At 66.2% G+C, this 20234-nt stretch carries 25 protein-coding genes and 1 pseudogene; 23 read left to right on the top strand and 3 right to left on the bottom strand.

Features of this window, described 5'->3' with window-relative positions:
• The first annotated feature begins 62 nt into the window (after positions 1 to 62).
• The 12 genes from GFS60_RS34845 (at position 63) to GFS60_RS34795 (ending at position 10717) form a co-directional block, all read left to right on the top strand.
• Positions 63 to 548, top strand: a complete 486-nt coding sequence (locus GFS60_RS34845) for a hypothetical protein (protein WP_236603677.1) — start codon at positions 63 to 65, stop codon at positions 546 to 548.
• A 17-nt stretch (positions 549 to 565) separates the two neighbouring features.
• Positions 566 to 844, top strand: coding sequence for a hypothetical protein (locus GFS60_RS34840; RefSeq protein WP_054247221.1), 279 nt, complete (start codon positions 566 to 568; stop codon positions 842 to 844).
• A 60-nt stretch (positions 845 to 904) separates the two neighbouring features.
• A complete protein-coding gene (locus tag GFS60_RS34835) occupies positions 905 to 1096 on the top strand; it encodes a hypothetical protein (RefSeq protein WP_054247223.1) in 192 nt (63 codons plus the stop codon).
• 203 nt (positions 1097 to 1299) lie between these two features.
• A complete protein-coding gene (locus GFS60_RS34830) occupies positions 1300 to 3300 on the top strand; it encodes a cutinase family protein (protein ID WP_054247224.1) in 2001 nt (666 codons plus the stop codon).
• A 330-nt stretch (positions 3301 to 3630) separates the two neighbouring features.
• Complete coding sequence (locus GFS60_RS34825; RefSeq protein ID WP_236603676.1) at positions 3631 to 3972, top strand: hypothetical protein; 342 nt, start codon at positions 3631 to 3633, stop codon at positions 3970 to 3972.
• Positions 3973 to 4465: 493 nt separating this feature from the next.
• Entirely contained in the window at positions 4466 to 6613 is a 2148-nt protein-coding gene (locus tag GFS60_RS34820) for an ADP-ribosyltransferase (RefSeq protein ID WP_082359785.1), read from the top strand.
• 91 nt (positions 6614 to 6704) lie between these two features.
• Positions 6705 to 6872, top strand: coding sequence for a hypothetical protein (locus tag GFS60_RS38835; RefSeq protein WP_164709553.1), 168 nt, complete (start codon positions 6705 to 6707; stop codon positions 6870 to 6872).
• Positions 6869 to 7960 carry an ADP-ribosylglycohydrolase family protein gene (locus GFS60_RS34815; RefSeq protein ID WP_236603675.1) on the top strand — a complete coding sequence of 364 codons (1092 nt, stop codon included), beginning with the start codon at positions 6869 to 6871 and terminating at the stop codon, positions 7958 to 7960. Before GFS60_RS38835 ends, GFS60_RS34815 begins: the two co-directional genes overlap by 4 nt.
• A 212-nt stretch (positions 7961 to 8172) precedes the next feature.
• On the top strand, positions 8173 to 9483 hold the full coding sequence (locus GFS60_RS34810) for a CopG family transcriptional regulator (protein WP_054247226.1): 1311 nt from the start codon (positions 8173 to 8175) through the stop codon (positions 9481 to 9483).
• A 338-nt stretch (positions 9484 to 9821) separates the two neighbouring features.
• Positions 9822 to 10181: a histone-like nucleoid-structuring protein Lsr2 gene (locus tag GFS60_RS34805; RefSeq protein WP_054247229.1), complete on the top strand. Its 360-nt coding sequence runs from the start codon at positions 9822 to 9824 to the stop codon at positions 10179 to 10181.
• A gap of 15 nt (positions 10182 to 10196) precedes the next feature.
• The gene (locus tag GFS60_RS34800; protein ID WP_236603674.1) at positions 10197 to 10520 is read left to right on the top strand and encodes a hypothetical protein; all 324 of its coding nucleotides are present in this window, start codon (positions 10197 to 10199) and stop codon (positions 10518 to 10520) included.
• Between the two features lie 53 nt (positions 10521 to 10573).
• Positions 10574 to 10717, top strand: a complete 144-nt coding sequence (locus GFS60_RS34795) for a hypothetical protein (RefSeq protein WP_159929191.1) — start codon at positions 10574 to 10576, stop codon at positions 10715 to 10717.
• Between the two features lie 290 nt (positions 10718 to 11007).
• Here GFS60_RS34795 and GFS60_RS34790 read toward each other — a convergent pair.
• Positions 11008 to 11937: pseudogene (locus GFS60_RS34790) on the bottom strand (phosphatidylserine/phosphatidylglycerophosphate/cardiolipin synthase family protein).
• A 364-nt stretch (positions 11938 to 12301) separates the two neighbouring features.
• Between GFS60_RS34790 and GFS60_RS34785 the strand changes: the two are divergent.
• From GFS60_RS34785 to GFS60_RS34765, 5 genes are all read left to right on the top strand, one after another.
• Entirely contained in the window at positions 12302 to 13549 is a 1248-nt protein-coding gene (locus GFS60_RS34785; protein ID WP_236603673.1) for a hypothetical protein, read from the top strand.
• Positions 13550 to 13593: 44 nt separating this feature from the next.
• A complete protein-coding gene (locus tag GFS60_RS34780) occupies positions 13594 to 13881 on the top strand; it encodes a hypothetical protein (RefSeq protein ID WP_054247231.1) in 288 nt (95 codons plus the stop codon).
• Positions 13882 to 13992: 111 nt separating this feature from the next.
• Entirely contained in the window at positions 13993 to 14508 is a 516-nt protein-coding gene (locus tag GFS60_RS34775; protein ID WP_159929189.1) for a hypothetical protein, read from the top strand.
• Between the two features lie 224 nt (positions 14509 to 14732).
• Positions 14733 to 15161, top strand: a complete 429-nt coding sequence (locus GFS60_RS40530; RefSeq protein WP_082359786.1) for a helix-turn-helix domain-containing protein — start codon at positions 14733 to 14735, stop codon at positions 15159 to 15161.
• 138 nt (positions 15162 to 15299) lie between these two features.
• Complete coding sequence (locus GFS60_RS34765; protein WP_054247237.1) at positions 15300 to 15629, top strand: DUF2510 domain-containing protein; 330 nt, start codon at positions 15300 to 15302, stop codon at positions 15627 to 15629.
• Between the two features lie 100 nt (positions 15630 to 15729).
• Here the strand turns inward: GFS60_RS34765 and GFS60_RS34760 are convergent, their stop codons facing one another.
• Complete coding sequence (locus tag GFS60_RS34760) at positions 15730 to 15870, bottom strand: hypothetical protein (protein ID WP_159929187.1); 141 nt, start codon at positions 15868 to 15870, stop codon at positions 15730 to 15732.
• A gap of 145 nt (positions 15871 to 16015) precedes the next feature.
• Between GFS60_RS34760 and GFS60_RS34755 the strand changes: the two genes are divergently transcribed.
• Entirely contained in the window at positions 16016 to 16294 is a 279-nt protein-coding gene (locus GFS60_RS34755; RefSeq protein WP_054247239.1) for a hypothetical protein, read from the top strand.
• 46 nt (positions 16295 to 16340) lie between these two features.
• Here the strand turns inward: GFS60_RS34755 and GFS60_RS34750 are convergent, their stop codons facing one another.
• A complete protein-coding gene (locus tag GFS60_RS34750; protein ID WP_054247240.1) occupies positions 16341 to 16586 on the bottom strand; it encodes a helix-turn-helix transcriptional regulator in 246 nt (81 codons plus the stop codon).
• Positions 16587 to 16918: 332 nt separating this feature from the next.
• Here GFS60_RS34750 and GFS60_RS34745 point away from each other — a divergent pair, with 332 nt between their 5' ends.
• The 5 genes from GFS60_RS34745 to GFS60_RS34725 all read left to right on the top strand — a co-directional run bounded on the left by GFS60_RS34745 (position 16919) and on the right by GFS60_RS34725 (position 20171).
• Positions 16919 to 17320 carry a hypothetical protein gene (locus GFS60_RS34745; RefSeq protein WP_054247242.1) on the top strand — a complete coding sequence of 134 codons (402 nt, stop codon included), beginning with the start codon at positions 16919 to 16921 and terminating at the stop codon, positions 17318 to 17320.
• Positions 17321 to 17376: 56 nt separating this feature from the next.
• A complete protein-coding gene (locus tag GFS60_RS34740) occupies positions 17377 to 17979 on the top strand; it encodes a 3'-5' exonuclease (protein ID WP_082359791.1) in 603 nt (200 codons plus the stop codon).
• Between the two features lie 50 nt (positions 17980 to 18029).
• Positions 18030 to 18275 (top strand): hypothetical protein, encoded by a 246-nt coding sequence (locus GFS60_RS34735; RefSeq protein ID WP_236603672.1) that lies wholly within the window; start codon positions 18030 to 18032, stop codon positions 18273 to 18275.
• Positions 18276 to 18355: 80 nt separating this feature from the next.
• Positions 18356 to 18697, top strand: coding sequence for a hypothetical protein (locus GFS60_RS34730; protein WP_054247246.1), 342 nt, complete (start codon positions 18356 to 18358; stop codon positions 18695 to 18697).
• Between the two features lie 175 nt (positions 18698 to 18872).
• On the top strand, positions 18873 to 20171 hold the full coding sequence (locus GFS60_RS34725; RefSeq protein ID WP_054247248.1) for a vWA domain-containing protein: 1299 nt from the start codon (positions 18873 to 18875) through the stop codon (positions 20169 to 20171).
• Positions 20172 to 20234: the final 63 nt, after the last annotated feature.

Here is a 20234-nt window from a genome sequence, read left to right as displayed (position 1 = left end):
CTTCAGCGAAATTGATGCCCTTGTTCTGCACACGGCCGCGATGTGCGGCCACCATCGCAGCATTGTCCTGGGTCACTCTCGCCGCACTGACCGCCTGCGGTGACGACGACGGTCGCGCGGCCGCGGCGGTCACCGCCTCGATCAGCGGGTCAGTTGTCACCGACGAAAGCACCGACCTGGGCAGTATCGTCATCGGATGGGGCGAGACCCACTCGGATACCGAGATCACCACCCCCCGGCCCGACGAGGTCTCCGCCCGCTGCTACGGCCGTGGAAAACAGCTTGCAGTGGACATCACGGCCCCCCACGGCTGGAAGATCCGCGCCCGCCACGGGGCCCAGATACTCACGATCGAGAACACCGACCAATACCTCGCCCCCGCTGACGTCGAGACCAAGAACGAATACCTCGACACCGTGCAGGCCGTGGACTGGTCCCAGCCCGACCACATCGACATCGCCGCCACCATCGACGCCCCGCAGGACTGGAACCGGGCAGACCAACCACGTCGCATCTACCTGTCCCTGCACGTTGACTGCACCGAGTAAGGAACAAAGGGCACACCATGATCGAGACCGCAACCAACACTCCGCGCCGAGTATCACCGTTCCGGGTCGCGGCCCTGATCGCTGCGATGGCCGGCGCCATCCTCATCCTCTGGAACTTCGGACCTAAGCCCTCGAACGCGGTCCAATCGACGCCCGTCAACCCCGTACCCGCATACGTCAATTTCGACATCAGCACGCAGTGCGCGCAAGACCCAGCGGTCATGCGCGCCTGCCTCGACGTGATCCAGGGAATTGGCATCCCAACGCTAACAGCCAGACTCGGACTCCCCGAATAGCAACCCCGCCGCGTCGAATAGCACTTCTACTTGTCAAAGCACCGTGGACTTTGACCAGCGATGAACATGCCCGCCTCCGGCGGGCGAACACCCGAACGGGTGCCGGCCAGGTTCCAGTTTCCGACGAGTCTGGCGACCGATTCCGATGTCGAGGCGACCTTGGCGCTGACCCGGTACTACGGCCACCCGTATCTAGGTGACGGCGCCGACGTCGGTGCGCACTTCGAATCCATCCATATCGACTGGAACTAAACGCCGGAAGCCACCACTACCGGATCGCTGCGGCACCGACTGGGTGGCCCTTGTCGCATCGCGGCTGAAACAACCTCCCTATGGACATACTCGCCGGTCAGAGGTCGAAAAAGGAGCCTGGGTCACGCCGACACCCCGTTGGGACGAAACGCCGAAATGGGTGAAGGTAGGCGTCAGTGTCCGTTCCGGTAATAGAGGTGCCAATGCCCGCGAGACGTTCGAGAACCCGTCGCACCGTCGCGCTGATCGCCACTGCGACCGTCGCTGGCGGTGGCGTCGTGCTTACTGCACCCGCGATCGTCAACGCCGCCCCGATGAACTGCGCGGCGGTGTTCAACCTGTTTATCCCCGGCACGTGGGAGACCAACGAGCACGCCGACCCAAACCAGCCGGTGGGCATGCTGGCCCCCGTCGCGGAGGCGATCAAGGCGAAGAACGGTGCCCGAGCGCAGGTATACACGCTGCCGTACATGGCGCGCGCGTTCGACAACGGCCACACCTACGCTGACAGCAAAGCCGACGCGGTCAGCAAGGCCACCGCCGTGCTGCGCCACTACGCCGACACATGCCCGGACGCGAAGATCACCATCACCGGCTACTCCCAAGGTTCCGATGCAGCAGGTGATCTCGCGTCGGCCATCGGAAACGACCAGGGACCGGTCGACGCGGACCGGGTCCTCGGTGTGGCCCTGCTCGCCGATCCCGGTACCGGTACGAAGGGCGCCGCGACGGTCGGGCCGAAGACCTCCGGGCAGGGGATCGCCGGTCCCCGATCGCAGGGCATGGGCAAGTTATCGGGGCGGGTGGCCTCGATCTGTGATCCGAAAGATCTGTACTGCTCGATCCACAAGGGTGCCAACCCGTTCCTCGGATCGCTCGGATCGATCTTGTCGAAGACCCCGGGTACCACTGGTGCCACCGATGCCGGAGGTGGTAACGCGGCAATCGCCACCGCGCTGACCTCGGATTTCACCGACGCCGACCTGCCCGGTCTCGGCTCGAATCTGGACGCGCTCGGAAAGCAACTCTCCGGCCTCGACACCGGCGGCTCGGTCGATGTCGCGGAGGTCGCGGACACTGCGACCGCGCTGGGCAAGACTCTTCGTCCCCTGGCCGAGCTGCTCGAGTCCGGGGCCGCGAACAGTGCCGCAACCACGGGCCTTGCCGCAGCCCCGGCGGGCACGCCGGAAAACGCGGCCGCGCAGGTACTCACCACAGCCAGCCACGCGGACCTGACCGGTGCGCTGGACTCGGTAGCCACGATCGCGAACACCGCAGCCAGGCTGGCCAATAGCGGCACCACCACGCTTCCCGCCACCGACCCGCCCATCTCGCAGCTCTCCAACACGGCCGCATCGCTCGGTAACCAGATCGCGCCCGTCGCCGCCACCCCCGCAGATGCCCTGTCGACCGCGTCGAGCGTGTTATCGGTCCTCAAACCGACAGTCGTCGTCGACCAAGCCCTGGGCGTGGTCACCGGCATCACAGCCCTCGACATTCCGAAGATCCTGCACAACCTGATGGTGCTACCGCAGAAGATCGCCGCCGGCGATGTCCGCGGCGCCCGGGACGCCGCCCGGGAGCTGAACGTGCACTTCGCGCCGCTGGTGAAGATGGTCGCCGGTGTCGACCTGAAGTGGGTCTCCCAAATCCTCGCGATCATCCCGGACCCGACCGGGTACACCCAGATCGCAGCACTGGTCACCAGCATTCTCGGCAACGTCGACGTGATCAAGCTGGCCAACATCGCCGGCCAGGCCCAGGAAATCGCGTGGGCCGCCGCGGACAAACTCTTCCCACCGCCCGGAGTGCTACCCGACCCGGTCGGTGCTGCGGCGCAGACCGCGGCGTTGATCCCCCTCGGCCTCGAACTCGCCTCGGTGGCCGCGAACATGCTCACCGGCAAAGCCAGCAAGACCGACCCCGCGCTACTGGGCAAGCAGGGCAACCCCGTGGGAAACACGATCACCACGCAAGCGCAAACCCTCGACCTGCAAGGACTCGCCGGGTCGGTATCGACGATGGCGCGCTCGCAGGGAGCCGAGGATCTCGCCGCGGTAGTCGGGGAGGGCCTGAACGCGGCTAGCTTCTTCGCCTCCGGAGCCCACCAGAGCTACCAGACCCTGGTCGTCGACAATGCCGGCCGCAATGCCATCGAGTGGGTCTCCGATTGGCTGAACCTGCAGATCACCCGCGCCGTCTGACCATCCCGACGACGTCCCCAGTCATAGGAGCACCGAATTGTCCCCTCGCGCCCACCGACCTACCGCCCGTTGGGCGACCTGCCCGCACTGCAGCAAGCGGACCTACTTCACACGCAAGGACGCCCGCGCGGCCCGCACACACCACGAGAAGCGGCAGGGCCTGTCGATCTACCCCTGCCCCCACCAAGGTGATGCCGGCGACGGCTTCCACATCGGGCACCGACCGAAAAGTCTTACCCAGGGCTGCATCAGCCGCGCCACTCTCGTCGATAGCCAAAGAGCTTCCCTCCCTCAACAGCAGCGTGCAACCGGGGGTGCATGGTGACGTTGATGAATGCGACCGGTACGCCGACGACACCCATCACCTTCGAACCCGGTAACCGGATCCGCTTCGGACTCGAACCACGCCGCCCCTACACCGTCCGGGCGACGTCCGAACACTTCGTTGTCTGCACCCGCCAACGCGACTTCGCCCCCACGGGTGACGTCGTTTACACCGTCGTCGACTGGAGGAACGGGGTCCGCGGACCCATCAACGTCATCGGGCAGTCTTCGGACGTGCGCACCGACGAACAATGCCAGCTCCTCGTCGACGACCTCGACGCCGGCCGGTGGGCGATAAGTCACCGCAACCGTGTTCAACTCGACATCGTCGATCGCGGTCAGTCATGAAATGCCATAGTCCTCGTACACGCTGACGGTGGACCGATGACTAAAGGACCGCAACAGGATCGGAGCCCACACGAACGCATTTGACGCTCGCCGGTCACACAGCCCGGTGTCCACAACACCCCGAAAGGTGAATACATTGCCCCTCTTCATGTGGATTTTCTACTGGCTCGGCCTCGGCGGCGTCCCCGGCACCGGACCGTTCTAGGAGGATTCCCTCTTCAGCCGAAAGGGCCTCACCGTGGGCAGCTATCGGCCATAGGTGGCCACTCGGGCTGCGCCCGTCTTCGTCGGGCGCGGCCCGAGCGCGTAGAATACAATGTGGCATTGTAATGTAGGCAGCTGGCAGGGTCGACTGTGTGATCCATCAACGGATTCTTTGTGGCGGAACTGCAGCAGGGGAGGGGGGTGTGTCCGCATGAACGGCAGGGACCGCAACGGTATCGACAGTTGGTGTCAGTTGGGGGACAGTCTATTTCGCCGATACGATGCCTTCATGTGCCGTTCACAAGCTCATGGAAGTGGCCGACGTTGCCCTGGCTGCGGCGGTTACAAGGCTGCTGCGAGGGCGAACGCGAACCGACGGCTGGGACGTGAGGCCCGTAAGAAGGTCGTCACCCACCTCAAGGAACAGGGGCTGCTCGGCGCCGCGGCAGCAGTGCAGTCCGCCCCGCCGAGCATCCTCAAAGAGTTCATGGAGGGGCTCGGGATCGACGCGAAGATCCTCGGTGGCACACCAATGCCCAGCGTTCATGCCATCCCACCCAGCGCGAAACTGCTCATCGCCCAGGCCGTGAGCGAGCGCGAGAAGTTGACCGCCCCGAAAGTCACTGCGGCGCAGGCGGTAGTTGAGCAAGCGGAGCAGAACGTTGTCGCCGCTGACGCGGAAGCGGAGGAAGCCCGTAAGGCGGTCAACCGGATTCGGGCCCGGCTGAGGAAGGCGAAGAAGGCCGCCGAAGACGGTACCGGTTCATCAGGCGACATCGCAGCGAAACAGGGCGAGCTCGACGACGCGAAACAGGCTCACCTGGAGGCAAAGCGCCGGCAGGTCGAGGTTCGAGAGGACCTGGCCGCCGCGAAGTTCGGTCTGCGCGAGGACATGGCCACCGACGCCGAGCGCGACGCCTACTACGCCTCCCTATCCGACGACGAGGTCGACGCGATCGCCCGCTCGCTCAACCGCCGCGCCGCGCCAGAAGCGGCGAAGGCGCTCACCGAAGGTGGACAGCCGACCCTGGCATCCACACCGCGGGACACCAGTGTCTACACCGCCGGCACCATCGCGATGGAAACCGGGTCCGGTGTCACCGATGTCGAGGGTCGCATCCTCGACGGCGGCACCGTGATCTACCGGCGCGGCTCCTCGGATTTCTTGATCCTGCAGCGCAACGGCGACGCCTACCATCCGGTGGGCCAGGGCACCAGCAAGAACGATGCGCTCGCGAAGGCCAATCGCATCCCGAAACTGGCTGATCCTGATCCGCTGCCCGCGAACGCCACTGAGCTGCAGAAACAGGCGCACGCCATGAAGGGAGACGTGGGGCTGGAAGTGGCTCGTCGAGCTGCCTCGGGTCTCGCGTCCACTCCGGCCGCGCAGCAGGCGGTCATAGACGAGGAGATGGCCGAGGCGAAGGACAAGTTGACCGACTCCGTCGGCGGCGGCCCGGTCCGCGCGGACATCCACGACGGCATCAAACGGCACCGGCAGACGCTACGGCAACAGTCTGCAATCAAGGCCGGTGAACAGGCGCGCGCGAAGGCTCTCGCCGACGGCGCCAGCAAGGCCGCCGCCGACGCCGCCTACACCAGAGCGCACGCCCGTGCCCTGGGTACACCGACGGCCGGTGGGGGTGTGATTCCGCACTTCGAGCACGACATCCCACCGCAAAGCCTCGGCGCGGACAAGCACGCCAGCCTCTGGCGCAGCGGAATCCGCGCCTATGGCAAGGAGACCGCCGACGACTACGCCGTGATCGCTCAGCGGGCCGGCGACCTGAAGTCGTGGGGCTTCCAGCTCGGGCCGGGGGGCCAGGTGCAAACGTCGAACATCGGGGCGCTGACCACCTCCAACACGGCGTTCGTGCAGAAGGTACTGAGCTACCAGGAACGCACCGCGCTGACGACCTACACCGGCGGCAGCTACCGATCCATCAACGCCGCCATCACCGGACGCGACGCCAACCCCTCCGGGCACGTCAAGTCCGTCGTATCCCAACTAGACTCCGCGTTCGACAAGTTCCGCAAACACAACCCGAACAAGACGCCGATGACCCTGGTCCGCGGCACCCAGATCCCCAGCGGCTGGAAAGGCACCACCGAGGAGTACATCGACTTGGCCTTCACCGTCGGCTCTAGGATGGAGATCGGCAAGGTCACCAGCTTCAGCACCAACCACAGCACCGCCCACAACTTCGCCGGCCATCCGCCGTACATGATGGTCGTCCGCACCCGGGACGGCCTGCCCGTCAAATCCATCTCGAATTTCTCGTCCGAAGACGAGGTCGTCCTGCCGATGGGAACCCACCTGCGGTGCGTGAAGGTCGATCACCACGGGATCAGCGGCCGGCCAACGGTCTACATGGTTGCCGAAGATCTCGTCGCCGACGCCGAACACGGCAGCGGACCCAGCACGAAAGCCGCATAAACCAAGCACGAAAGCCGCATAGACCGACAATCACCAGGCACTATGACACGTCCCCTTCCTGAAGGGGCGAGACGGAAGGACGACCCCCACAATGGCACTCAACGACGAGCAGCTCGACGAAATCCGTCGGCACCTCGATGAGGGCATGACCCCCGACGCGATCGCGGACTACCTCGGCCGCGTCGCCGACCTCGACCTCATGGACATCGAAACTGTCCGCACCGCCGCCAACGACATCGCACGAGGACAGACCCCGTGACCGTGACACCCTCGATTAACCCTGACGCGAACCCGACCGACGACGTCGCGATCCGGTACGCCAATGCACTGACCGGCCTCGCCGCCGGCGACGCGTGGGGGTATCAGGTCGAATTCACCAGCTACGCACAGATGCCCACCTACCCGGTCGCCCCGCCATCCGGGCAGTGGGTGATCTCCGATGACACTCAGATGACCCTGGCCGTGCACCACGCGCTGGTCGAGGTCACCGACTTCGGCGACATCGAAGCGGTGACCGACGCCATCACCCGGCACTTCCTGCTGTGGCAGGTCGACCCCGACAACACCCGGGCTCCCGGCCGCACCTGTATGAAGTCGCTGCGCAACCTACGCGCCGGCGCCCGCTGGTACGACACGGACGGGGCGGTCGAATCCGCCGGCTGCGGGGCAGTGATGCGGTTGGTCCCAGCCGCATTCGCTCCGGATCCGTATTGGTTGGGGCTGACGGCTCTTCAGGCCGTGATCACCCACAAGCACCCGCGCGCTGTCGTCCCGGCGCTGCTCCTCGCCGACGCCACTCGCTACGCCCCCGAACGCCGCGGCCGGTTCCTCGAACACGCCCTGACGGCGGCCACACAGATCTACGGCGGCACCAGCTCCTGGACCGAGGACTCCTACCTGCGCGATGTCCTCGCCCCGATTACCGTGGACGTGTCGTCGTACCTGGTAGAAGGGCTGGATGACGGCACCTACGAGATCCTCACCCACGCAGCGGAACGCCTCGAACAACTACGCGCCCTTCCGCCGGCCGACTTCGGCGACCCATGTGTGGGGATCGGTCAAGGCTGGGAGTCGGCCAGCGCGATCGCTCTCGCCTTGCTGGTCGCGGACCTGGGAACCGCGGACGATGTGGCCGCCCTGACGGGACCCGAGGCCCTCGCTTGGGCATCGACCAGCAACGGCGACTCCGACTCCATTGCGTGCATTGCCGGCGGGCTCATCGGCGCAGCCCACACCACCGAGGATTACTGGCACACCGCCGGTATGAACCCGCTCTTCGAGCCCCGCTACTCCGCTGAACTCGCCGCCGCGGCGATCCGGCCTTCGGAAGATCCGAACACCCGGTGATCACAGACCCTGGGTCGAACAGGCTAAGGGTCATTGGCCCGGGGATATGCCACGTCCCTGAGTCGCCGCAGGCGCCGCTAGCCCCCATAGCGGATAAGTACCCATAGGGGCGCGTCTGTGCGCAGTGCGTTCCATCGACCAGCCGTCTGCCCGGCGCTCGGTCTCCATCCGAACTAGTTCCGGACAAACCATCCTCACGGAGAATGACAGCGATGCCCGAGACCACCAGCATGGGCCGCGTCCCTGTCGGCGATCCGATCCCGCTCCGCTTCGATCCGCAGACCAAGCAACACCTCGAGGAGGTAGCCGCCGGGATCGGCCCCCGCCGCTTCGGCGCCCTGGTGCGTGTGGCCGCCCACCGCCTCCTCGCCGACCCGGACCGCGTACCTACTGCACTCGATGAGTACCGCCGCGTGTCCGCCGTCGCACGGAGCCTCCCGCGCGTGGAAATATTCTTCGACCTGGACCCGGCCACCGACCGGCGCCTCGAGGATCTGGCCCGGGCCCATCACACCAAACGCAGCGCCATCGTCCGCGTCGCCGCACACCGCTTCCTCACCGCGGCGGGCCGCTTCCGTCCCCACGTGCTCCGTGAGGACGCCCGCGACGACCTCACCCACCGAACCCGCCTGCACGTCAACCCCTCCACACTCGACCGGCTCACCGGCCGCAACGGTGACGTCCTCACCGCCGCGGCGTTGCGGGTCGCACTGCGCCGGCTTCTCGACGACCCCGGCGATCTCACCGCCGACCTGACCACGATCGGGGCGGTCCGGGATCTGGCACCGGAAATCTTCGGCCCGCGCACGAATGTGCATTTCGATGACGATCTCCGCGATCAACTCGACGCCCTTGCTCACCGTCTCGGGTCCGATCGCGGCGAACTGATGCGCCTGGCCGCCCAGCAACTCCTGGCTCATCCGCGTGATCTCGAGCAGGCGGTGACCGACGAGATCTACCGGGGGGAGTCGAACCGCGGTCAGCTCCTCGCCCGCAACGAATGCCGCAAAACCACCACCACCGCCGCCGCCACTGGGCCCGCCGGAGCGGTGAAGGCGCCGTCCCCGGCGGGGCGCCCGTTCGGGAAGCCGCACTCGTTCCTGGTGGACGAGGACACCAAACGCCGACTGCACGAGCTCGCCGACGAGTACGGGCCCCGCCGGGTCTCGGCGCTGGTGCGGGTCGGGATCCGCCGACTCCTCGACAACCCAGGCAACCTGACGGCCGACCTCACCACCGTTGCCCCCGTGCACGATCTGCGCCCCGAGCCGCCCAAGGCCAGGAACGCTGTCGCTCTCGATGACGAACTCCTCGTGCACCTCGACGCCCTCGCCGGCCGGCTCGGCCCGACCCGGCAGGAACTGGTGTCTCTCGCCGCCACACGCATCCTGCGCCAGCACGCCGGCATCGAAACCCTGATGCTTGACGAGATGTACCGAGCTCCGGGCAACCGGCAGAAACTGATCTCCAGACATGCCCGCCGCGAGCCTAGGCGCCGAACAGGCCACGGCGATGGTGCGTGACCTGTGAGAATGTGTGTGGGTCGGGCCCGCACCACTGGAGGATTCCGTGTCTCGGTTTCTGCGCCTGGCCCTCATCGCGTCCACGGCGGCCGCAGCCCTCTCCCTGACCGCGGCACCCGCACACGCAGCACCACCGCCTGTTCCGAGTGGATGCGCACCCCTGCCCTCCATTGCGCTGTGCCCGCCCCTCCACCTCGGGCTCGGCCCTACCGTGCACACCCGATAGCCACGCTCTGAACTGCGGAAATGACACGTCCCAGGACCTGGTCCCCCGGTGACGGCGCGACCGCCAGTAGGGTTCGGTCCTGATGTGAAAGAAAACATGAGATCGGGGAACTGTGGCGCGGAAGGTAGTAGTCGAACTCGTCGACGACATCGACGGCACCATCTTCGGTGACGGAGAAGGGGAGAACATCACCTTTTCCGTCAACGGGGTGGACTACGAAATCGACCTGAAAGACAAGCACGCCACCAAGTTCCACAAGCAGATCGGGTACTTCATCGACTACGCCACGCGCACCGGTGGCCGCAAACGCCGCTCCGACCGCCCCGTCGTTCCAGCCGTTGCCGACGTTCCGGAGCGGCGGCGCGGGGAAGTCAAAGAGATCCGGGCGTGGGCGACCGAGCAGGGCTACGACATCTCCTCCCGCGGCCGGTTCCCCGCCGAGGTCGAGCAGGCGTTCCGCGACGCCCACTAGAAAAAGCCCGGGAAGATGAGGCGGTCGCTGCGCAATCCCTGGTACCGGGCGTCGATCAGAACGGCCGCGAGCGCACCACCGGTAGCCGGGGTCTACGCGCGGGATGACCGGGGAACCAGTCGAATCGACGACACCGAGGCCGCGACCGTGCTGGCCGCCCTGGTCGAAACCACGGGCGGGCGATGGCCCGACCGTCCGCGACGCATCACCCGGCTCCTGGCCCGCCTGGACGTCGCCGGCCACCATCCCCACATGGCCGAGGTCATCCACACACTGGCCACTGACCCGTGCTGGCCGCCACGCGTCCGCGAGATCGCGGCGACCTCGGCCGACTGGTAGCGCCGAGGAGCTGTTGGTTCCTGCGAGCGGGTCGGGCTCGGTACGGTGCTGGGATGTCGCAGAACGGTGCTGACCCGAAGGGCAATCCCGACTCTCTGACATTGTCGGAAGCGGGGAAGGAGTGTGGCGTCGGGGTTGCGGTGTTGCACGAGCTCATCCGGGCACGCACGCTCGTCGACGGGGTTGTTCGCACGTAACAGTCTCCGAGGGCACGGGCGATACTCCGTGTGCACGATCCTTCCGACCAAGGAGAGCGCCATGTTAGACCTGGGATTCTTCTCTGCCATCCCTCAGTTCACCGACGCCCTCGTGGCAATAAGCATGTGGTGGCAGTCGCTTCCATTCAACTGAGAATCCAGCTGTAACGATCCGTAAGACGAATAGGTCGTGCGAGGCGCTAGGCGCAGCCACATCGTGTCTGACCTTCCAGGAGCAAAACGGTGATTTACCTGGAGAAATGACACGTCCCCTTCTCTTTGGGGAGCGGTCAGAGGTTCCAGAGTCCGAGGAGGGCGGCGCGCAGGGTGGGGGAGATTATGCGGTGGTCGGTCCGCAGCCGCGGGTTACGGTTCCCGAGGTCGGCGAGCGTCTTCTCCGCGTCCGACAACGCGATGGGCTCGAGATCGTTCCGGGTGCGGAGGAAGTGCCGCGGGAACGGGGAATCGTCACGGGCCCGGAGTGCACCACGGCGGGCGGATGAACCCAGTCGTCGGTGACCTGGATCAGGACGTCACCGAGTTTCAGGTGGCCGGGCTCGTCGAGGCGGAACCATTCGAGCTGGTACCTCGCGGTCGGTCCGGCAGCGGCGCCGCTGGCGCCGTTGTTGGGTCGTCCATTCGCGTTGCTCGGACGCGCTGGGGTCGTACTCTTCGGTCTGCCAGACGAACATCCGGGTCACCGGTGAGGGAAGGAAGTCGGGTTCGGTCCGGATCCGGCCGGTCACCCCGGGGATGGTGAGCGCCCGCCCCTTCGCCCATTCGGCGTTGGCGTTGTCGAGGAACACCGCATCGACTTCGGTGGTCTCGTCGATTGCGTCGATGAATGCGCCGGCGGCGGCGAGCAGGTCCGGGTCGTCGGTGATGATCACGGCTTCGTCGACGACGGTGGAGTTCTGCGAGGCGTTCGCGGAGCCGATTACCGCCCGACGGTCGGTGACGATCACCTTCGCGTGCAGGTTCGGTGTGGACAGCACCCGCACCCCGGCGCCCAGGTAGTGGGCGAGGGCGGCCGGTGAGGTGGCATGTGCGCGCAGTGCCGCTTTGGAGGCGTTCACGACCAGGACGTCCCCGGCGCGCAGGGGGAGCAGGAGGGGGGCGTCCTGGCCGAGGTAGGCGATCGCGGCCCAGCGGGAGCCTTTCGTTCGGATCGCCGCGGTGATATGCGGCCAGGGGCTCGGCCCGTGGAATGTCGTCCCCATACCCGGGAACGGTAGCGCGGCCGCAAGACGCCCGGGGCCGGTAGCGCGGCCGCAAGACGCCCGGGGCCGGTAGCGCCCGATCCCATTCCACGATCGGTGTCCCTGCACCCACAGGCGTTGAGGTCATCCGGGGCTTGTTTGGATCCCAAAAATGACCCACTGAGCTGGGTAGATGACATGTCCCCATCCCATGTATCGACGGGGGAAGTAACGCGACGAAAGAGTGCAACCGGGTGGAAGCATCTGCACGGCAGGGTCTCCCCACTTGATCCATACAACGTCACATTGTAAGGTCGGTTCTCGAACAGTCCACGTTGACATTCACCCGGCTTACCTCACGCAATCAGCGAAAAGGAACATGCACTTGACGATTGCTTGCACTGACCTGTCGGTGAACGACGACGAGCCCACACCGAAGGTCGTGCTCAGCTACGGGCTGGGCGAGGACTCGACCGCGATCTTGCTGCGGTGGCTCGAGGACTCGACCAGCCGCGACTTCGGTCTCGACGAACTGGTGGTGGTGTCGGCGATGACCGGTGACGAGTGGGACTCCACCCGCACCGTGATCGAGGAGCGGGTGCTGCCCCGGCTGGCGGCCGCGGGTGTGCGCTTCGTGCAGGTCGCCCGCGCCCGCCGGCACGTCACTATCGCTGGTGACGGAGTGGTGATCCTCGACGATTCCCGCAGCCCGACCCGCCTGTGCCTCGACGGCGCGTACACGCTCTACGACGAGATGGTCGAGGCCGGCACCATTCCCCAGTCCGGTGGCGCCAGAATCTGCTCCGTTCATGCAAAGGGGGATGCCCTCGACCCGGTCATCGCCCGCCTCACCCGCGGCCGGCCGTACCGGCACGTGATGGGCTTCGAGGCCGGGGAACGCCGCCGCGCGGACAAGGACGCCGGCTACAACACCGACCTGCGGACGGGGGAGTACCCGCTGATCGAGTGGGGCTGGTTCCGCGGCGACGCGATCGCCTTCACCGAGTCGGTGATCGGCACCGGGGTCGGTAAATCCGCCTGCACCTTCTGCCCGTTCGCGTTCGCCAACAAGCAGAATCGGTCGGAGATCTTCGCCCGGTACGCCGCCGATCCGGCGGTGGGGGCGAAGACCCTGCTGATGGAACACCTAGCGCTGGCCCTGAATCCGGCGCAGGGGCTGGTGGGCGGTCGCCGGTTGATCGACATGCTCCGCGCGCAGGAGATGACCGGGGTGCTCGAGGCGTTCGACGGTGTCCTCGCCGCAGCGCCGCACGCCCTCTACGAGGTGCGGCGCATCCTGCGGCCGCGGAAGAGTGACCCGGCCAAGCTCGGCAACGCCGTCCGCTCGGTGCGGATCCGCGGCCGCGGCACCGAGGCGTCCCTGCACACCGTTCTGGACCGTCTCGCGGCCGAGGGGAAGGCCAAGGGGCTGATCGAGCGCCAGGTGGGCGAGGACGGCATCGTGCGGGTGTATCAGCACCGGCGCGGCCCGCTGTTCCCCGCGATCGAACGGTACTTCGTCGTCGCCCCCGCCCTGGCCGCAGCGAAGGAACACGCGAATTTCGATCTGTGGTGGGCTGAGGCCCTCACCGCTCACCACACGGCTCCGGCAACCGCCGCCTCGGCCGCGTAAGCACTCCGCTTCGTCAGCAACCAACTATCGACAGGAGAACCACGATGACCGCGGATATGACCAACCGGCACGGCGATGAAATCCGCATCGGCCAGATCTGGCTCGACGATCCCCGCCGCACGGTGATCCGCTCCCTGCGGGTCGACGACTTCGCCGACGCCGGATCCCTCGGCACCGCCGCCGTGTGCACCGTCGTTCTCCGGGCGAGTCTGGCGCCTCGAAGGTTTCAGCATCGGGTGCATGCCACGTGCAGGGCGATGGGCAACCGGTGTTTACGTGCGGATCAATGTTTGTGCAAGAGTTCCTACGCCGTGCCCGCCGGAGGAAGATAGCTTGAAGTCCACTTGACCATCACCATTCGACGCGCACGCAGGCGTGCAGATCTCGTGCAGAAGGGACACTCGATGGTTGTCACGAGCCCCCCGGTTCCGTTCCTCTCCGCCGTGAACGCGCCGGGATACGTCATCGCATGGATAGCCAGCATCGGCGTTATCGTCGGCAGCCTCGGACCGTGGGCCGTAGCCGGACCGGTATCCGCTTCCGGGATTGAAGTCGATGACGGATACATCACCCTGGTCGCCGGTGCGGTTGCCGCATTGGCGCTTCTGCTTGCCGCGGTGTCCAAAGTCGCATGGACGTGGCTCGCTGCCCTCCTCGCTGGCTCAGTTGCCGCCATCGTCAGCTTTTGGGATCTCGTTTCCGGCATTCGCAACTTCGCTGAGATCGACTCGCCGCTCGGCATCTCGGTCGGATGGGGACTCTGGGTGGTGTGCGTGTGCGCACTTTTAGTGATTGCTGGGTGTTACGTTGCCATCACCGGCGCGACCAGTGACATTGTCTCGGACAGGAGCCTTCAGCAAGCTGTGCGAGCCACGCGGGTATTTGCCATCGGCGCCGTCGCCCTGGCCGCGGTCACGGCAATCGTGGCGTGGGCAAGCCTGATCTTCTACGGGTGGTGAGAGCTTCCGGGTCATGCGCTGGTCGTCGGGCCTACCCGCGGTGGGGTTGAGGTCGCGGGTGACAACTCCCGACTCCTTTCCCAGCTCCCCGAATCAGGTTGTTTACCGGTAGAAATGACACGTCCCCTCCTTGTGCAGCAACCAGTGTCCGCTGCCCGGTAGCTCTCATCGCGTTGTAGGGTCTCGCTGCCGGGGTGTCGGGAGACCGCGACTACGCTCCGAGCATGTCAAGATGGGTTTCATTCGTCAGTTCGCAACTCGAAGCGAACGGCTGGACTCGGAATCGGTTAGCCAAGGAGATTGGTCTCCACCCGTCTATCGTCACGCGTTGGATCAATGACGGGATGGAACCTGGCATCAAGTCAATTAAGTTGGTAGCGGAGGCGTTCGGGGTTCCGGTCACCAGGGCGTTGCTCGCTGCCGGTGCGGTTACAGCGGATGAACTCGGGATTGTGCCAGTGGTGGCTCCCGACCCCGACCTGTTGACTGACGACGAACTGATGCGCCAATTGGAGAAGAGGCTGAGTAAACGGCACAGACCGGCACCGTTGCCGGCGGTCGAGGCTATCTACCCTCCGGTGACGGAACGCCGTCAGCGGCAGCCTGGGAAGCCATTGCGGGCGTCTTCGGGTCTCCGAGCTCCCGGGCGCTGACGAATATGAGAAGAAGCCGAACGAGAGCATTGCGCCGTCCCATGACGCAATACGGGGCTGCCTCGACGGCGAGGCGCCGGGGACCTCCCCCCAGGGGTTCGTCCTCGTCGAGACCAATCTGCGTGGTATGTGTTTCGCATGGATGATGAACAGGGCACCCGGATGCGGCGAATCCTCTGGGTACTCGGTGGTATTGCGGCCGTGGTCCTACTCCTCTCTGGCGTCGGTAACGGCGTGACCTCGGTTGAGCTGGTGTTCTACGCGATCGTTATCGGTGTCGGCGCGGTCATCGTCCTCGCGATCCGCGCACTCGTCCGTGTCGGGGACAAGCGTCCGCCACCGGTGCAACTGGTGACTCCATCAACTCAGGGTATGACTCCGGGCTGGTATCCAGATCAGCGTGATCCGAAGCTGAACCGCTGGTACAACGGTTCAGAATGGACCTCGGCAACGCTGCCCCGCGAGTAGTGAGACCCCTCCCTCGATGCGCGTTGCGCTTAAGACACCAGCGCCGACCTGAGCCTCCCCGGCCTCACACCCGCTCAGATCGACGATCGCGCACTAGAACCTACTCGCCGTGCAGATACCTACTCATGCCGCGACCGGCGCGATCGATGGCGTCGGCGTTCTCGGCCTGTGGCGCCGCTGCGGCGTTACCCGCAGTCTTGTCCGCAATCTGGCGTTGTGTGGTGCTTTCTACGTTCCGCATCGAACGACGAGGAACCTGGCGAGACAGGCGCGCGGCGGTCGGTCATTGGCGATCTGATCCGATTTTTGGGGCATACGCTGCGCGCAGGGTGGAGCGGAGCGGCGCAGTACCTGCGGGTGTCGGGGTGGTGTGTCACACTCGAGGTATGGAGGGGGCCAACAAGTTTGCACGTGAGGTGATCTCCGCGTTGCGTCCAGTACTGCCGGCGCAGACGCTCGATCATGTGAGTTTCTCGCTCGAGACCGGTCAGGTCCACAAGGCGCTGATCGAAGCGCTGGGTGGGGCGGTCAAGCACGAGGTGACCGTTCCGGCTCGTGTGGTCGAGGCGGTGCGGGAGTTGCTGGCGGAGGGGTCGTTGCGGCGCCGCGATGCCCGTGCGGTGCACCGGATGCTGCCGCGGCTGCGCGTGGACACCGCCACCTGAGCTCACCGCCGCCGTCCCCATGGTCACACGGTATGGCGGCGGCCGGTCACTGGGTGCGTCGTCTGCGCTGCTTCGGTATGTCGGTGCGGGCGCCCTGGCCGGGCCGGTTGTGCGCCCATTTGATGATGTCCGAGCGCTTCCATAGTGGGGTGCGGCCGATCTTTTCTACCGGTGCCGGTGCTTGCCCGCGTGAGACGTACCCGCGGAAGGTCGAGATGGAGAGCTCGGTGCCGGTTTCCTCCTTGATCAGGTCGATGACTTGGTCGGTGGTGAGGCGGTGCGGGCTGACCATGTTTCTCAGGCCTTCCCGTCCGGGTCGGCAGCGGTGAGGGGCGCAGACCGGCCACGGCACGACGTCGCCTCCGAGTGACAAAGGTGGCGGCGTGCCGGTGCCGCGCCGGATGAGGTGTCCATGCCTAGACCCTACAACGCCGTGCTGTAACGCTTGTCGTTCGTGTCGGGGGCTGTGGTACGGCCGCATGACGGCGACTAGACAACGACACCTTGTCAGGTAATGGCTCGGAGCCGAAGGGGCGAATGACGTGTCCCCCATTGCTACATCACAATGTAGCGATGTAAAGTCGGGGCAGAACGTCACAGTGCAGCAGGGAAAGAGGATCTTCGATGGTTCAGACAGTGAATGCAGTCCCGACGGAACCTGCCATCGGCGGCATGGTGTCGTGGACGGTGCGTCCCGGGGTGTACGTGGTGACCGCGTGCTCGCGGGGGTCGGTGACCTTGATGCCGGCGGCGCCCGAGCGGTACGCCACCCCGGAAGGGGGTTGGTTCACGCATCCGTCGAAGCTGCGGGAAGTCGACTTCGCCGAGGTCGGGCGCACTGCCCACGACGAGGGAGATCCGCTCTCTCCGGCGTTGAGCAGCGTGGTCCGCCGGGCACTGTCGGGGTTGGCCGTCGGCGATGAGAGCGGCCGGAAGATCATGTCCGACTTCGTCGACGGATGGCTCGACGCGAAGCTCGCCCAGCGCGGCCAGCGCGACCAGCGCGACCAGAAAGCCGACCAGTGAAAGCAATGCCGGCAACTGGAGGGGGTTCGATGTCCGATCGACCGGTTGGTGCGTGGATGAGTGTGTCGGAGGGTGCGGTCACGATGGCCACCATGACCGCATCCGAGTCACCAGCGACGAGCCCGCGAGTGGGGCAGGTGCCGCCTGCGCTCAGTCCCCGCCAGTGGGCGCAGGAGATGCTGCGGCCCGGCCGGGCGGTGGTCTGCGATGTCGAATCCACCGACTTCGACGGCTCGATCCTCGAGATCGCCGTGATCGACGCCGCCACCGGGGCCGTGCTCCTCGACACCCTCGTCGATCCGGGCGCCGTACCGATCCACCCGGCCGCCGCCGCGGTGCACGGAATCGCCGCCGCCCAGCTGGTCGGCGCCCCCGACTGGGCCGCGGTCTTCCCCGAATTGGTGGCGGCGACGGCGGGGAAGATTGCGTTGGCGTACAACGCCGGGTTCGATATGGGCCGCATCCTGCACGACTGCCACCGGCACGGGCTCGACCCGGCGCAGCTCGCTGACCCGCGCGGGTGGGGGTGCATCATGCTGGCCCGCTCCCAGGCAGAAGGGGTCGAGAAGAGCATCCGGCTCGGCGGCGCCCACCGGGCCCGCGGCGATGCCGAAGCCGCTCGCGGTGTTCTTCAGGGCATCGCGGACGGCCGGTTCTGAATCCCGCCGTAGCGCAGCAAGAATCCAGAAAACCTGCTCTAGCTGCATAGGTGACACGTCCCCTTTTCATGAAAGAGGCTGACCTGCCCATGCCCATGCCCGTGCCCGTAGACCATGACCTCACCGAACGCGCTGTCCGCGTCATCGACCGCAGCGGCTGGGGCACCAGCACCGCCTACCCCCAGATCCGCACGGTCACTCTCACCTGGGTCTGCCCGGCCTGCCAAGGACCGCGCGGCCTCCCGAAGGAACACCTATTCCACGAAGACGGCCACTGGCTGACCTGCGATCACTAGGACAACCCCTGCGGGCACCTCGACCTCTACACCGCGGTCCTCACCGAAGCACGGGAGCGGCACCCCACCGGGCCGCGACCATGAACGCCACCCTGTTCGACGAGTTCGGTGTGCCCGAGCTCGACGCGTATCCGCCGCTGCCGGCAACGGATCCACGGCTCGCGGAGTTCTTCCGCACGCACAATGTCGTCCCACCCGTCATGCTGGGTCGCTGCATCGGCCGGAGCGTGTGGTCGAAGACCGGGGCCGATCCGCAGACCTGCACCGGCGCCTACCGCACCCTGATCGGTGTCCGGGCGCAGGCGTGCACCGAGTCACCGCGCGGCGGGACGGTGTGGATTCTGCGTCTGCGCGATGACGACGGCACCGAACACGACAGCCCGCGCTACACCAGCCGCAACCACGTCGCGGTGCTGCGGTAACCGCACAGCCAATCCCGCACGGGCACTCCCGCGCCCACAACCCCACGTGTCTGTGGGCGCGCCGACGTGCGTACCCGGTGAATCCGGTTACTAGGCTCCTGCTCGCGGGCGTACCGACCGCCTCGCGGCACTTGACGAAAGGACTCGGCCCCACCCTGGCGGGCCGGAACACACCATGACCTCTCTGACTCGCGGGGCGAACAGCCCGATCGACACGGCAACCACGACGGTGGAGGTGACCGGCGCCCGGCAGGGAACGGTCGATCTGTTCGTCTTCCAGCTCGGCGCCGATCTGAAGGTCCGGACCGACGCCGATCTGGTGTTCTTCAACAACCCCAGCACCCTGGAAGGGGCGGTCACCCTCACCGGCGGGCAGGTGACCTTGCACCTCGCGGCAGTGCCCGCGGCGATCGACACCCTCGCCGTGGCCGTCGCGCTCGATGAGAACGTGCCCGGCAGCCTCGCCGAAGTCCCGGGCCTGTCAGTAACTCTCACCCAGGCGGGCGGAACCTCGTTCGCGATCCCGGCGGAAGGCCTCACGACCGAGTGGTCCGCGGTACTGCTCGAGGTGTACCGGCGCAACGGGTCCTGGAAGGTCCGCAACCGGTCGGCCGGCTGGAGCGGCGGACTCGACGCCCTGGTCACCGAGCACGGTGTCAGCGTCGACGAAACCCCTGCACAGGCACCCGAACCCGCACAGTCCGCTGTCGCGGCGGCGACTTCGGCGACCGTCGACGGGGAGGGGGTGCGGACGGTGCCCGGCGAAGCGACGCTCTCTTTGGTCAAGCGGGAGAAGCTGAATCTGCAGAAACGGGAGGTCGCGAAAGTCCTGCTGAGCAAGGGTGCCGCAAGCCCGGTCGGCCGGGTCGTCCTGGTGATGGACAACACCGGGTCGATGTCCAAGCGGTACCGGTCCGGTGAGGTCAAACGGATCATCGAGCGGATGGTGCCGGTCGCGACGCAGCTCGATTCGGACGGCAACCTCGAGGCTTACGCCTACGCGCAGCGGTTCGTGAAGCTGCCGGACGTCACCGTCGCCGATGCCGACACCTGGGTGAACACCTATGTCCACCTCCGTGGCCGGCACGGCGGTATCGATTTCGATGCGATCGGCGGCACCAACAACGAGATCCCGGTCATGGAAGAGATCATCGGCACCCTCGACAAAGCCACTGCGGTCCCGACGTTGGTGCTGTTCTTCACCGACGGCGGATTCAATGCGCGGGCGCAGATCACCGCCCTGATGCGGACAGCCAGTGCGTTTCCGGCGTTCTGGCAGTTCATCGGAATCGGCAAGTCCAGCTTCGGGGTTCTCGAGAAACTCGACACCCTGACCGGCCGGCTCGTCGACAACGCCGGGTTCTTCGCGGTCGAGAACGTCGATACGCTCACCGACACAGCCCTGTACGAACTGCTCCTCAGCGAGTACCCGGACTGGTTACGCGCGGCCCGGCAGGCCCGCGTCCTCAGCTGATCCCGTTGTCCCCAAATGACATGGCGCGATTGCGAAATAGGTATTCTACCTGCACAGATGACA

The organism is Rhodococcus sp. WAY2 (assembly GCF_009859915.1).
In the GTDB taxonomy this organism is placed as follows: Bacteria; Actinomycetota; Actinomycetes; order Mycobacteriales; family Mycobacteriaceae; genus Rhodococcus_F; species Rhodococcus_F oxybenzonivorans.
This window is presented reverse-complemented; position numbering and strand designations above follow the sequence as displayed.

Coding starts and splice junctions, on each gene's coding strand:
- GFS60_RS34840 (WP_054247221.1), top strand. CDS start 566: ATGATCGAGACCGCAACCAACACTCCGCGCCGAGTATCACCGTTCCGG.
- GFS60_RS34835 (WP_054247223.1), top strand. CDS start 905: ATGAACATGCCCGCCTCCGGCGGGCGAACACCCGAACGGGTGCCGGCC.
- GFS60_RS34830 (WP_054247224.1), top strand. CDS start 1,300: ATGCCCGCGAGACGTTCGAGAACCCGTCGCACCGTCGCGCTGATCGCC.
- GFS60_RS34825 (WP_236603676.1), top strand. CDS start 3,631: ATGAATGCGACCGGTACGCCGACGACACCCATCACCTTCGAACCCGGT.
- GFS60_RS34820 (WP_082359785.1), top strand. CDS start 4,466: ATGTGCCGTTCACAAGCTCATGGAAGTGGCCGACGTTGCCCTGGCTGC.
- GFS60_RS38835 (WP_164709553.1), top strand. CDS start 6,705: ATGGCACTCAACGACGAGCAGCTCGACGAAATCCGTCGGCACCTCGAT.
- GFS60_RS34810 (WP_054247226.1), top strand. CDS start 8,173: ATGCCCGAGACCACCAGCATGGGCCGCGTCCCTGTCGGCGATCCGATC.
- GFS60_RS34800 (WP_236603674.1), top strand. CDS start 10,197: ATGAGGCGGTCGCTGCGCAATCCCTGGTACCGGGCGTCGATCAGAACG.
- GFS60_RS34795 (WP_159929191.1), top strand. CDS start 10,574: ATGTCGCAGAACGGTGCTGACCCGAAGGGCAATCCCGACTCTCTGACA.
- GFS60_RS34780 (WP_054247231.1), top strand. CDS start 13,594: ATGACCGCGGATATGACCAACCGGCACGGCGATGAAATCCGCATCGGC.
- GFS60_RS40530 (WP_082359786.1), top strand. CDS start 14,733: ATGTCAAGATGGGTTTCATTCGTCAGTTCGCAACTCGAAGCGAACGGC.
- GFS60_RS34765 (WP_054247237.1), top strand. CDS start 15,300: ATGGATGATGAACAGGGCACCCGGATGCGGCGAATCCTCTGGGTACTC.
- GFS60_RS34760 (WP_159929187.1), bottom strand. CDS start 15,870: ATGCGGAACGTAGAAAGCACCACACAACGCCAGATTGCGGACAAGACT.
- GFS60_RS34755 (WP_054247239.1), top strand. CDS start 16,016: ATGGAGGGGGCCAACAAGTTTGCACGTGAGGTGATCTCCGCGTTGCGT.
- GFS60_RS34750 (WP_054247240.1), bottom strand. CDS start 16,586: ATGGTCAGCCCGCACCGCCTCACCACCGACCAAGTCATCGACCTGATC.
- GFS60_RS34745 (WP_054247242.1), top strand. CDS start 16,919: ATGGTTCAGACAGTGAATGCAGTCCCGACGGAACCTGCCATCGGCGGC.
- GFS60_RS34740 (WP_082359791.1), top strand. CDS start 17,377: ATGAGTGTGTCGGAGGGTGCGGTCACGATGGCCACCATGACCGCATCC.
- GFS60_RS34730 (WP_054247246.1), top strand. CDS start 18,356: ATGAACGCCACCCTGTTCGACGAGTTCGGTGTGCCCGAGCTCGACGCG.
- GFS60_RS34725 (WP_054247248.1), top strand. CDS start 18,873: ATGACCTCTCTGACTCGCGGGGCGAACAGCCCGATCGACACGGCAACC.